This is a genomic window from Prevotella sp. P2-180 (assembly GCF_002251435.1).
Lineage (GTDB): Bacteria > Bacteroidota > Bacteroidia > Bacteroidales > Bacteroidaceae > Prevotella.
In genome coordinates this window covers 62,649-75,873 of sequence record NZ_NPJI01000114.1, presented here as the reverse complement: position 1 = coordinate 75,873, position 13,225 = coordinate 62,649, and the positions used below count along the sequence as shown (strand labels likewise).

Here is a 13,225-nt window from a genome sequence, read left to right as displayed (position 1 = left end):
AAATGCAAACAAGGAAGAAAATAATGGGAAAAAGTATTTTGTCCCGCTTATTTTATACTTTTTGTTACTATTACGTTGCCGTTAGCACGCTTTTCAACTTTTATAGAGAAGCCTTTTGCATTATTGCGTCTCTCAACTCCGTCAATGCCGTAATGTCTTGTATCCACTATTCCGCAGTCGTCGTTCAATGTTTCGATAGCGGTGTCTTCGCCGTTGACTGCCTTTACCAGAGTGCCGTCGGCTTTATGGTATGCCGGGAAGTATTCTTTCACTGGAGTTTCGGCATCTGAATTGCCGTTTATTACGATTTCCTGTACCAAGGAATTGAGATAAACTTCAAGATTGGTGTACCATTCCTTGTAGCTGTCGAGGGTTTTGGCTGAGGCATCGGTACTGTTGTTGGGGTCGAGTCCGTTAGCCACTTCCCAGTCGTCGGGTATGCCGTCGACATCGGAGTCAAAGCCTGCGGCACGCTGTTCCTCGCGCAAGGTTGGGTAACTTGCAGTGGTGGGGTCTTCTGTTCCTTCAGGGTCATTGATGACATCAAGGATGCCGGCACGCTTCACAATGGCTCCCTTAAAGGTAGTTGTTCCGTTTTCTGCCTCCTCGGCATACCTTAAGTCGCACTCATCGCGTACATAAGAGGCACCGCAATATTTCAGCACCTTCTCGTATGCTGTCTGTGCATTGTGGGTTGTCACCTCGCCCGCGTCAATCGGTTCGTCGAGTTTGAGGCGGATGCAGTCAACGCCACTTGTATTCTTCAAATATGTCTGATCTTCTCCGTAGTAATGATTAGGATCGGCAATATATTTTTCACCATTAATGGTAAATAGGCCGGAGTCATAGATAACTCCATGCCAATCGTAGTTCTTAGGAGAAGAAGCTGCTGTCACGTAATTACCGTTGATATAGTATCGTGAGGCATAGCCGGGGAAGGGATTGTTGCCGCCATTTGAAGCGTCAGACACCGACACCTGGGTGACTCGAGTCTTGTTTTTTGTTCCAGGACCTGCCTTATAGTAGTTGTTTATCATATTGATATATCCACCGCCAGGACCACCGTAGCATCCGTTGCCATCACCCCAGTTGTACATCACACAGTTGCGGAAGTCAACGCGCTCTGCCTGAATAGAGTTCTCATAGAGTGTTTTGTCATATCCGTCCCAGTTGTATCGTGCACCATTGAATCTTGGAACACGATTCTGCATGTGGGCGAGGAAATTGTGATGGAATGAAGCATTCTTTCCACCCCAGATACCTCCAAAGCTGTGGGCACCCTTTGAGTGACCGGGATTGGCGAGAGCCTCGGTGACGTTACACCACTGCATGGTGAAGTTGAGGTTGTCGTAGAATGATGCCACCTCGTCGATGCTCCAAGAGAATGAGCAGTGGTCGAGGATGATGTTCTTGCGGTTGCGTCCCCATGTGGCATCGGCTCCGTCGTTGACATCTTTCACTTGTGAACGACGGCAACGGATGAATCGGACTATCACATTGTCGCTTTTGCCGAAGTAGAGGGTATAGTAGCGAAGTGTGATACCATCGCCGGGGGCTGTCTGTCCAGCAATAGTAGTGTTGGAGCTTACATTAAGCTGCGACTTCAAGTCGATATAACCACTCACGTCGAAGACGATGGTCTTAGTGCCCGACTGCGACAGAGCCCAGCGCAATGAACCTGTGCCACTGTCGTTAAGATTAGTAACATGAATCACCTTGCCGCCACGTCCTCCCGTGACATAGCGACCATGACCTTCAGCACCGGGGAAAGCCGGTGCGTCCTGCGCCTGTGCAGGCATTGGGCTGGCTATACCCAAAAATAAACTCATGGGGATGATTAGTCCCCATGAGTGAAATAATTTATTATTCATTTACTTTACTATTTTTTGTCCGTTGATGATATATACACCATTAGCGTTTGCTTCATTCAAGCGGATGCCTCCGATGGTGTGGATAATCTGCTTGCCTTCGGCTGTGTTGGCAATGTTGTTGATTGCGGTGTTTGTGCCAGTGGCAACAGCCTCACCGAAACCACCCATCTCGTTGGCTGCGCGAACAGCATAGGAAGCAGAAGCGTCGTTAACGGCATAGCTTGTGACAGAGGCGTCAACAATAGCCTCAATCTTGCCGTTGCAGATGATAGCGTATGCGAATGCGTCGTTTACGGCATCCCACTTCAGAGTGTTATCAGTGAGGGTCACGTTGGCAGTTGTCACCTGTGAGGCAAGTGCAGCGGGTGTCCATGTCGGGAATACCTTGTCAAGGGCGTAGGCTGCAGCCTGTTCTGCATTGATTACTGTTTCCATCTCGTTAACTTTGGAGTCCTTGGTGAATTTCACCACGTTGGTGGTTGGTGTAACCACGTTGCCGTCTGCATCCATAGAGTTAAACTCGACAAACTTGTCGGCAGGAACGTTCATGCCAGCTGCGGTGAAACGCTTTGCTGCAATCTCATTGGGCTGGTTGATGATGGTGTTGAGGAATGCCAGGCGAGGCACGCCACCCCATGCACGACCGAAGTTGAACGAAGCTGCGCGGTTCTCGATGGTACATCCGTCGAATACATATCCGAAGGTGTTGCTTGCGTCGGTATATGGAGCAGTCAGTGTCACCTCTCCGCTCTTGCCTGTAGCCGAACGGCTCTCGCCCACTAGCAGACACTTGTTGAAGAAGACGTCGCCACCGCCGCAGATAAAGTCAACAGTGCCGTGGATTTCGGATGTCTCCCAGTAGAAGGCGTTGTTGGCGTTGCTGTAGTAAGTGTCCTGATATGAAAGCATGCGCACGTTCTTGCATATTGTATTGGCACCCTTGTCCTGCAAACATACGGCACGTCCGGCAGCTCCTGAACCATAGTAGTCGAGGGCGTTCTGCAATGTGATGTCCTGCAAGTAGGTGTTCTTACCAGTGTTGAGGATGGTGGCAGTGGTGCCGATTCCCTCGTTGGCCACATCGGGAGCGTTCACGATGATTGTACCCTCCATGCTTTCGCCGATGAGCGAGATATTGTTACCGCTAATCTTAGTGAGGCAGGTTTTGCCGAGGTCGTATGTGCCGTTGGGTACGAAGATCTTGGTACGCACGTCGTCAGATGCCTGTGCATTGGCAATCTCAAGTGTTGCGAGTAGGTTGTCGGCGTCGCCGGCCTTCACGATGAAGTAGCCTGTGTCATTCTTCTTGATATCGGTGTTGATGTCGTTGATGATGGTGACATAGTGAAGGTAAGTTGTTCCAGTGAATGTGAGTGTGAGAGTGGTGGCCTCACCTGTGTATTCGAATGCTCCGCTCTGTCCGTCGGTGTCCACTTGTGCGGCTAAAGTGCCGAGCGCAACGCCTTCTGCGTCATAGAGTGTGATGTCACCAGCGCTGTATCTGCACAATCCGAGATTGATATATGCATGTCCGCCAACGAGCAGGTTGAGCTTGTCGCCTTGAGAGAATACCCATCCATGAGTGCCATCGTGGAATTTGCCATTGCCCTCAGGGTTGAATGCCTCGTGGTCTTCGGCATAGAAATATTGGTCGGCAAGGTTATAGCTATAACGCTCTGTGCCATTTGACAATGCCTCGTCCTTGGTCACGAGAGCATAGAGGCTGAGGTTGGATGTCACTACATCGTCGGTGGCGAAGCGGCGACCGCCATCGGGCTTGACATACCAGCCACGGAAGACGCTGCTTGTGGGTATGTCCTCGTTATAATTGCATGAGAATTCGCTGATGGCAGCGTCCTTCTCTACAGTCTGTGTGCCGAGTACATTTCCAGATACTCCGTAATAAGTGAGGGTGAAGTCGGGCTTAAATACTATGGTGAGTACATAGGTGCGGTCAGCGCCGTTGGCATTTACAACCAGTGTCACCACGCCGTTGCCGTTATTATCTTTAGAGTAGGTGGTAGATGTAATCTCGCCGTTATTGGTGGTGAGACCGGTGAGAGGGTTAGCCTCAGAAATCATTGTCTCCAACTTGGATATCTCGACAGTGGCAGCCATGGTGCCGTCGTTCTGCTCTGAGAAGATGTCGTCGGCAGCGTATGTCTTGCCGTTAACACTTAATTCACCGAGAGAAGGAGTCAGCGACATGTCAACCATACCGTAGATGTCGATTTGCATCATATATGCGTTCTGCGAAGCATTGAGGTTTTTCCAGCGCAGCTGAACATTGGTGCGGTTGACATCTACGTTAACATCACATCCTGTAGCGGGATTAGCTACCGACTCAGAAATTACCACCCAGTCCTGGTCGCCGTCGCCCTTGGCCTCGAGCTTCCATCCTCGGTTGCTTCCTGTGGCACCGTGCATAAAATGAACCTTTGTCACAGAAGCCAAAGTAGAGGTGAGGATATACGGGTCGGCGCTCTTGGCTGCCATCAGCATACCTCCTTCCCAGTTGGGGAATTTGCCTGTATTGAAGTTGGTAGCGCCAATCTGTGTGTTGAAGATAGAGAAGGTCAGGGTCTCATGGCTGTATTTGGTCTGCCATGTTACCTGTGTTTCCTCGGCAGCAGCCTTCTTCTCGTAATTTCCCCATTCGGAGAAGTTGGTAGAGTAGAGGCATTTTTCCTGAAGAGGAGACACCTGCAATACCTGAATGGAATAGAGGTAGCTGCTTCCGGTGCTTTCTATTTCCACGTAGCCCTGTGCCACTTCGGCTGTTGTTGCCTTGTGGTTAACCTCGTCAGCGTCGGCTGCTGTTCCGCCCACGTTGTAGTTGTGGTAGTTGGGATAGCTCACCACGGTGACGATGTCGCTTGTTGACTTTACCGGCACACGGATGATGGTGCCATTGTTAAACTGCGCGTCAGTGTCGCGTCCTTTTAGTTTGCCGTTGGTGGCATCAACAAACATAGTGATGCCCTCCACAGTTGACTGCACTTCTCCTGATGATTTCTCAAAAGCCGTTGCTGTTTTAATACCAGCCGGCAGGTCGTTTTGGAAGTCCCATACCGCCGTCACATCGCCTGCTTTTGCTGCAAGCGAGAGCACAAGCATAATGCATAGTGTTCCTAAAGTCTTTAATTGTATCATTTTTGATTGTTTAATTAAAATATAAGATTAGTGTTTATTTCTTTTCGTATTCGAGTGAAGCCCAGATGAACGGACCGACACCTTTGGCATCGTTGTCGCGCACTGGTTCGCTGAGATAATAGTCGTATGAACCATCGCGGCGCTTGTTCTCCTTAACATTTGGTGCTGCCTTCTTAACAGCCTCGCTCATACCCGGTCCAAGGCCTGCCACAGCACAGCAATTGGTGAGCGATATTGTCTTGTCGGCATTCACGCGGATAAAGTTCTTCAGTATTCCCAGATAAGCCTTCTTGCCTGCCAAGAAATACTTGTCGCCGAGATAGCCCTTGTTGGTGGCCTTCATCAACACGTAGGCAAACATCGAAGAGCAAGTTGATTCAAGATAGTTGCCCTTGCGTCCAGGTTGATCCATCACCTGATACCATAGTCCAGTTTCCTTGTCTTGCCATTTGATAACAGCATCGAGGTCCTTGCGTAGGAGTTCGATGACCTCACCACGGCGCTCATAATCCTCAGGCATGGCGTCGAGCAGTTCGATGAGAGCCATTGTGTACCATCCTTGAGCTCTTCCCCAGCAATGTTGTGAAAGTCCCGTTTCCTTGTCAGCCCAGAACATCTCGTGGGTTTCGTCCCAAGCATGGCGGTTGAGGCCAGTCTTCGGGTCGAGTGTGCGCTCGTAAGTCTTGCTTATTTGGTTTACCGCGTCGTCGTAAATCCTTTGGGCTTTCTTAGGTTTCAAGAGCATGCGTGCAGTGAGGCAGCGGTAGGGCAGTCCCATGAAGATGCCGTCGAGCCAAACTTGGTAGGCGTATATGGCTTTGTGCCAATATACGCCTTCCTTTGTTCTTGGTTGTTTGTCGAGCTGCTTCATCAGGGTTTTCATGGCTGCAAGGTTTTTGGCCTCAGGATATTTCTCATACATCCTTGCCACGAAATGCCCCGTACGTATTTGGTCGAGGTTATAGTCCTCGAGTTTATAAGTCCTTATCTCTCCCTTTGTATTTATCATTGTGTCTGTATAGAGCTGGCAATATTTTCGTATGTCGTCGCCACCATATTTAAGATATGTGTCGAGCATTGCTTCCAGTTCTATACCCATGACGTAGCTCCATCGTGGCTTCTTTGCGAAGTCGAGCATGTACGACTGTGGTACGCGCTTCATTTCTGAGAATGTGAGCCACTGGCTGTAGTTGTCAAAGGGCTTTTTTTTTAGAACGAGACTACCATTGATGAAAAGGTTGTCGAAGTTGATATTGCGTGTCTGGCCGCTTTCGAAGTTGCCATCCTTTACACCATTGAAACGGCAGTTCTTGACGTTGATGTCGTAAACGTTGCAAACAGAGTCGAGTGCAATGATCTGTACTCCGTACTTACTCTTTTGGCATGTGATGTTTTCGATATTAATATTTCTTACCGTAGGAGCATATCCACGACAGCAAATCTCTTTGGGCTCGTAGTCGAGATTGATTTTCAGTACCGATTCTCCACACTGTCCGACCTCGATGTTGCGTGCATAGAGGTTTTCGATAATGCCTCCGCGGCAGGTGTTTGTCTTTATGCGTATTACGCGGTCGAGGTCAGGGCTGTCCATCTTGCAGTTTTCTGCAAACACGTTACGGCATCCTCCGGATATCTCACTACCCAGAACCACACCGCCGTGTCCGTTTTGCATTTCGCAGTTGCGGATGATGATGTTCTCGCTTGGACGTCCCCAGAGTCGTCCGTCGTTGTTGCGTCCGCTCTTAATGGCTATACAGTCGTCTCCGGTGTTGAAGAAACAGTTTTCGATTAGTACTCCGTCACAAGACTCAGGGTCGCAGCCGTCACCATTTGGACCGTCATTGTTGATATGTACGCCGCGTACGGTGATATTCTTCGACAAAAGTGGGTGTATTACCCAGAATGGGGAGCGGAGCAGTGTTACGTCTTCGATGAGAATGCCGTCGCATTGGTTGAAGTTGATAAGCTGAGGGCGGAGTCCGTCCTGTGGGCCGAACTTTCTTTCGTTCATGTCCACTCCGTCTTCTGCCATCTTAAGCAGTCTTGCTCTACTTCCAGACTTTTGGCTGATAATGCCTTCTTTCCATCCGTAATGATCCTTACCACACCATTTCCACCAAGTGTCGTTTTCTCCGCCACCATCGATGGTACCCTGGCCGGTGATGGCAATGTCTGTTTGCTTATAGGCATAGACGCAAGGCTGCAGGTTCCAGCAGTCAATACCTTCCCAGCGTGTGGGGACGATGGGGTAGAGTTCGGGCTGGAAAGCGAACAGAAGGACACCGTTTTTCTCGATGTGAAGGTTTACCTTGCTGAGCATGGTGATGGCACCAGTAATAAAGGTGCCCTCAGGGATAACCACTCTTCCTCCACCGTTTTTGGAACAAGTGGCTATGGCCTTGTTGATGGCCTTCTGGTTGTCGGCAGCCTTTGCCTTGGTGCTGGCACCGAAGTCGGTGATGTTGTAAGACTTGTCTTTGAACTCAGGTTGTCTGATGTTCTTTTCGATTTGTTTGTACTGTGTATCCCAAGCATTAGCCATGGCTGCGCAAGGAATAAAAAGTAAGATGATTAGTAAGTGAATGTACTTCATAAATGTATAATTTGTTTTTTAGTTTTCAGTTTATGGTGCAAAGTTAATAAAAAAACATTAAATACCAAGTTTTTTAAGTATTTTTTTTCCCTTTTGTGGCAATTTAATGGTGTTTCAATGTTTATTTGCACACGATTTTGCTACTATATATGCCATTGTCCATGCTGCTTGCAAATTAAAACCGCCGGTGATGGCGTCTACATCCAGTACTTCTCCCGCAAAGAACAGTCCTTTGTGATTCTTGCATTCGAGAGTAGACGGATTTATGTTCGACAGTGCCACGCCTCCGCATGTGACAAACTCGTCTTTGAAGCGGTTTTTACCATTTACATTGAAAGTGTGGCTCGAAAGGCATGAGGCGAGTTTGTGGAGACCTTTCTTCCCTATTTCAGCCCAACGTATATGTTCCTTTATGCCACATTCATGGAGAATGAATTGCCAAAGCCGACTATTAAGTTGTTGTGGATAGATGCTTTGAATGTGTTTTTGTGGATGTCTTATTATAATATCGTTCAAGTAGTTGAGTATATTCTCTTCACGTTCTCCTCCAAACCAGTTTACAACGATTGTAGCCTTATACTCATGTTCGTAAAGATAGCGTGCGGCATAAGAAGAGAGTTTGAGAATGGCAGGTCCGCTAAGTCCCCAATGTGTGATGAGTATTGGACCTTCTGCTTTCATCTTTGTACCCGCAATGGCTGCCGTCACGTTTTCCACGACAGTGCCCATGAGATGTGTGATGGGGTGGGAGGGTAAGCATAGGCTGAAGAGTGAGGGAATGGGGGATATTGTTTCCAGGTTGAGTCGGTCAAATATTCTCAGACCTTCTTTTTTAGGGCTGCCGCCAGTGGTGACAACCACGTGAGTGGCATGATAGACGCTGGATCCTGTTGGAGTCTGGATGTCAAGGCTATATCTGTTTTCTTGTTCCTCTTCGTTATAAACAATGCCTGTTACCTTGTGTCCGGTTTTCAGTTTTACGTCATGTTTTCTCATCAGTGACGTTAGTGTGTTTACAATCTCCATTGCGTCTTGCGACACAGGGAATACACACTGGTCTGGCTGGGTGGTAAGACGTACCCCTTCATTCTCAAACCACAAGCATGTGTCTTGGTTGCCGAATTCCTTCAGCAGCCGTTTCATAAGCCTTGCCCCTCTTGGGTATACGGAGTCGATGCTGCTTACTTCCTTGAAGCTATTGGTGAGGTTGCATCGCCCGCCACCAGTGATTGCTACTTTGGCAAGAGGCTTTTTGCCACCTTCGAATACTGTGACTTTTGTGTGTGGCAAACGTCGTTTTATCTCTATTGCCGTAAAGCATCCGGCAGCTCCTGCTCCTATTATGGCTATGTTCATGCTATGGGTATAGAAAAATGCCGCAGGCGATCCTAATGCAGAAGCGCCTGCGGCAAAATGATAAGTTAATGTGGATTATTTCTCCAGCAGGATGTTCATCATCTCAACGGCTGCCTTGGCAACGGATGTGCCAGGACCGAAGATGGCGGCCACTCCTGCCTGATAAAGGAATTCGTAGTCCTGGGCAGGGATTACACCGCCAGCGATGACCATGATGTCCTCACGACCCAGTTTCTTTAGCTCATCGATTAGCTGCGGAACGAGTGTCTTGTGACCAGCAGCAAGAGAAGAGACACCCACTACGTGAACGTCGTTCTCAACAGCTTCGCGGGCAGCTTCGGCCGGAGTCTGGAACAATGGACCCATGTCGACGTCGAAACCGCAGTCGGCATATCCTGTTGCAACTACCTTTGCACCACGGTCGTGACCGTCCTGACCCATCTTAGCGATGAAGATACGTGGACGTCGGCCTTCCTTCTGTGCAAATTCTTCTGTGAGCTGACAAGCAACTTCGAAGTCCTTGTCGTTTTTGCTTTCTGATGAATACACGCCTGATATTGTTCTAATTACTGCCTTGTAACGTCCTACTATCTCTTCGCAGGCGTCACTGATTTCTCCCAATGTACAACGTAACTTTGCGCACTCTACAGCCTGGGCAAGCAAGTTGCCTTCGCCTGTGCGTACAATCTCGGTGAGAGCCTTGAGGGCTGCCTGGCAAGCCTCCTCGTCGCGGGCTGCGCGAACCTTGGCAAGACTCTCCTCCTGCTGCTTGCGCACTGCGGTGTTGTCAACCTCAAGGATGTCGATAGGATCCTCGTGGTCGAGACGATACTTGTTGGTGCCGACGATGGTCTGTACGCCAGAGTCGATACGAGCCTGTGTGCGGGCTGCCGCTTCCTCGATACGCATCTTGGGCACTCCTGTCTCGATAGCCTTTGCCATACCGCCGAGCTTCTCGATTTCCTGGATGTGTTCCCATGCCTTGTGAACGAGTTCGTTGGTAAGGGTCTCAACGTAGTAAGAACCTGCCCATGGGTCGATGTGTTTGCACACCTTGGTTTCGTTCTGGATGTAAATCTGGGTGTTACGTGCGATACGGGCTGAGAAGTCGGTAGGCAGGGCGATGGCCTCATCAAGAGCGTTGGTGTGGAGTGACTGGGTGTGACCCAACACTGCTGCCATAGCCTCGATACAGGTACGGCCAACGTTGTTGAACGGATCCTGCTCGGTGAGCGACCATCCTGATGTCTGTGAGTGTGTACGCAGTGCGAGTGACTTCGGGTTCTTTGCGCCGAAACTCTTTACAATCTTGGCCCATAACAGACGGCCTGCACGCATCTTGGCAATTTCCATGAAGTGATTTACACCGATAGCCCAGAAGAACGACAAGCGTGGAGCGAAGGCATCCACATCTATACCTGCATTTACACCGGCACGGAGGTATTCCATACCATCGGCAAGGGTATAAGCCAACTCGATGTCTGCTGTTGCACCAGCCTCCTGCATGTGATAGCCGGAGATTGAGATGGAGTTGAACTTAGGCATGTTCTGCGAAGTATATTCAAATATGTCGGCAATGATCTTCATTGAGAATGCAGGTGGATAGATATAGGTGTTGCGCACCATGAACTCCTTGAGGATGTCGTTTTGGATAGTACCAGCCATCTCCTCGAGCTTAGCACCCTGCTCCAGACCTGCCACGATATAGAAGGCAAGTATAGGAAGCACGGCACCGTTCATGGTCATCGACACCGACATCTTGTTCAGTGGAATACCATCGAAGAGCACCTTCATGTTCTCCTCGTTACAGATAGACACACCAGCCTTACCCACGTCGCCTACCACACGCTCGTTGTCTGGGTCGTAACCACGATGGGTGGGGAGGTCGAATGCCACCGAAAGACCCTTCTGTCCAGAGGCGAGGTTGCGGCGATAGAAAGCGTTAGATTCCTCAGCGGTAGAGAATCCAGCATATTGGCGGATGGTCCATGGGCGGAACGGGTACATCATGGAGTACGGACCACGGAGATAAGGCGGAATACCTGCCGTGAAGTCAAGGTGTTCCATGCCTTCAAGGTCTTCCTTAGTATAAACGGGCTTTACTTCGATATGCTCGGGAGTCTTCCAGTTGGGAGCGATACCGTTAGCCTTCTGCCAGTCGGCACCATTCTCGTTCTTGATGCCGGCGTAAATATTGATATCTTTAAAATTCTTTCTCATGACTATTCAAAACATTAGATTCCCAACTTCTGGTTATATTCCTTTAGAGTCTCGAGCACATTGCAACGCACATGGATGAAGTTCTCTATGCCGGCGGCCTTGAGATCGTCCATGCAGGCTGGGGCTCCTGCCACGATGAACATTGCACGACCATCGAGATACTTGAATGCGGGTACAGCATATTCAGCATACTCATCGTCGCTCGAGCAGAGGACAACGATATCTGCACCTGCTGCCAATGCAGCGTCAACACCTTCCTCGACAGTCTTGAAACCGAGGTTGTCGATAACCTTGTAGCCAGCACAAGCAAGGAAGTTGCAGCTGAACTGCGCACGGGCTTGGCGCATGGCGAGATTGCCAATGGTGAGCATGAATGCTTTTGGAGTCTTGCCGCTCTCCTCAACGGCAATACGGAGGTCTTCGAAGTCAGCAGCGAGACGTGTAGCAGAAATCTTCTTTAGCGGAGTCTCCTCTGCGTTAGAGCAAGAGCAGCAGCACTTCTTTGCGCGCTTGCCTTCGGAGAGTTCGGTGAAGTTGGGGAACTGGTTGGTGCCAAGCAGGAATTCCTTACGCTTAGCGGCGTCGCCGTGACGCTTTTGGTTGGTGGCGTTGATGTCATCCTGCACAGTTCCTGCCTTTGCGGCGGCGAGGAATCCTCCTTCGTCCTCCACCTTGAGGAAGATTTTCCAAGCGGCATCTGCAAGCGAGTTAGTGAGTTCCTCGATGAAGTAAGAACCGGCCGATGGGTCAACTACCTTATCGAAGTGGCTCTCTTCCTTGAGCAGAAGCTGCTGGTTGCGTGCTATGCGCTCAGAGAAGTCTGTAGGAGCTTGGTATGCGTCGTCAAATGGGCGTACCACGATAGAATAAACTCCGGCAAGGGCAGCCGACATAGTCTCGGTCTGGGTGCGGAGCAGGTTGACATAGCTGTCAAACACAGTCATATTATAAGATGAAGTGGTGGCATTGACCATCATCATGCAAGCGCAGTCGCACTTTGGCTCATACTGTTTAACGATTTCAGCCCAAAGCATGCGTGCGGCACGGAATTTGGCAATCTCCATGAAGTAGTTTTCTGAGATGCCCATATTGAACTTTATCTTGCTGGCAGCGAGAGTAGGCTCCACTCCAGCTTCAACCATCTGCTGCAGATACTCGTTACCCCATGCCAAGGCATATCCCAGTTCCTGTACGATATAAGCGCCAGAATTGTTGAGAGCCTCAGAGTTGACGGCGATGCAGCGGAAGAAACGATAGTCCTTCAGCAATTCAACGAGTTCCTTGGCCTTAGCTACCATCTTAGTGGTGTCCTTTCCCTTTATGAGAATTTTTTCAATGGGGTCGAAGGCGATAGAGCCATTGATCTTCTCTTTGTCATAGCCTTTTTTCTCAAAGTAAGCCACGAGAATCTGAGCCAGTTCGAGTGTGTGGCACTGGCATGTTGAGAAGTTGACGTCGATACACTCAAGGCAAATACCCTCAAGTAGCGTGTCGATGAACTCAGCGCTGACGTCGCTGCCCTTGATCTTGAATCCCAAGGAGTCGATGCCCTTGTTGAGGATGTCAAGAGCCTTGGTGTTGGCAGCCTTGGCGTCGTCGGCAACGATGTTTTGGCGCACGCGCCATACATTGTTGTCCTTTTTGTTACCACGTACGAATGGGAACTCTCCCGGAAGAGCGTTGGGGGTGGCAAGACCCTCAATGTCCTCTCTGCGGTAGAAGGGCTGCATGTCGAAGCCTTCATTTGTTCTCCATACCAACTTTTTGTTGAAGTCTGCACCTTTCAGGTCGACTTGAATTTTGTCAAGCCACTCCTGCTTAGTGGGTGCTGTAAACTCGGTAAAGAGTTTTTCCTTAATGTCTGACATAGTCGGTTGTTTTTAATTATTATATAAGTTTATTGTTGTCCTCATAGACGATTTTATCCGTTGAAGATCTCTTATAACTTTCATGGCACTTTTTAGGGCATAGTATCTCCCATGCTTTGAAAATGCGCTGCAAAGATAGCGAATAATTTTTGTATTTATATAAA

At 49.3% G+C, this 13,225-nt stretch carries 6 protein-coding genes; all 6 read right to left on the bottom strand.

What is annotated here, in order from left to right:
- Positions 1-47: 47 nt before the first annotated feature.
- Entirely contained in the window at positions 48-1,871 is a 1,824-nt protein-coding gene (locus CIK98_RS17265) for a pectate lyase (RefSeq protein WP_141210590.1), read from the bottom strand.
- A complete protein-coding gene (locus CIK98_RS17260) occupies positions 1,872-5,024 on the bottom strand; it encodes a pectinesterase family protein (protein ID WP_094386474.1) in 3,153 nt (1,050 codons plus the stop codon).
- Between the two features lie 34 nt (positions 5,025-5,058).
- Positions 5,059-7,617, bottom strand: a complete 2,559-nt coding sequence (locus CIK98_RS17255; RefSeq protein ID WP_094386472.1) for a glycoside hydrolase family 88 protein — start codon at positions 7,615-7,617, stop codon at positions 5,059-5,061.
- A 114-nt stretch (positions 7,618-7,731) separates the two neighbouring features.
- Complete coding sequence (locus tag CIK98_RS17250; protein WP_094386470.1) at positions 7,732-8,973, bottom strand: aminoacetone oxidase family FAD-binding enzyme; 1,242 nt, start codon at positions 8,971-8,973, stop codon at positions 7,732-7,734.
- Between the two features lie 75 nt (positions 8,974-9,048).
- The gene (scpA, locus tag CIK98_RS17245; protein WP_094386468.1) at positions 9,049-11,193 is read right to left on the bottom strand and encodes a methylmalonyl-CoA mutase; all 2,145 of its coding nucleotides are present in this window, start codon (positions 11,191-11,193) and stop codon (positions 9,049-9,051) included.
- A 14-nt stretch (positions 11,194-11,207) separates the two neighbouring features.
- Entirely contained in the window at positions 11,208-13,061 is a 1,854-nt protein-coding gene (gene mutA / locus CIK98_RS17240; protein WP_094386466.1) for a methylmalonyl-CoA mutase small subunit, read from the bottom strand.
- Positions 13,062-13,225: the final 164 nt, after the last annotated feature.

Bases quoted from the DNA above. Each gene is read 5' to 3' on its own strand.
- CIK98_RS17255 (WP_094386472.1), bottom strand. From the start codon at position 7,617: ATGAAGTACATTCACTTACTAATCATCTTACTTTTTATTCCTTGCGCA.
- scpA (WP_094386468.1), bottom strand. From the start codon at position 11,193: ATGAGAAAGAATTTTAAAGATATCAATATTTACGCCGGCATCAAGAAC.
- CIK98_RS17250 (WP_094386470.1), bottom strand. From the start codon at position 8,973: ATGAACATAGCCATAATAGGAGCAGGAGCTGCCGGATGCTTTACGGCA.
- mutA (WP_094386466.1), bottom strand. From the start codon at position 13,061: ATGTCAGACATTAAGGAAAAACTCTTTACCGAGTTTACAGCACCCACT.
- CIK98_RS17260 (WP_094386474.1), bottom strand. From the start codon at position 5,024: ATGATACAATTAAAGACTTTAGGAACACTATGCATTATGCTTGTGCTC.
- CIK98_RS17265 (WP_141210590.1), bottom strand. From the start codon at position 1,871: ATGAATAATAAATTATTTCACTCATGGGGACTAATCATCCCCATGAGT.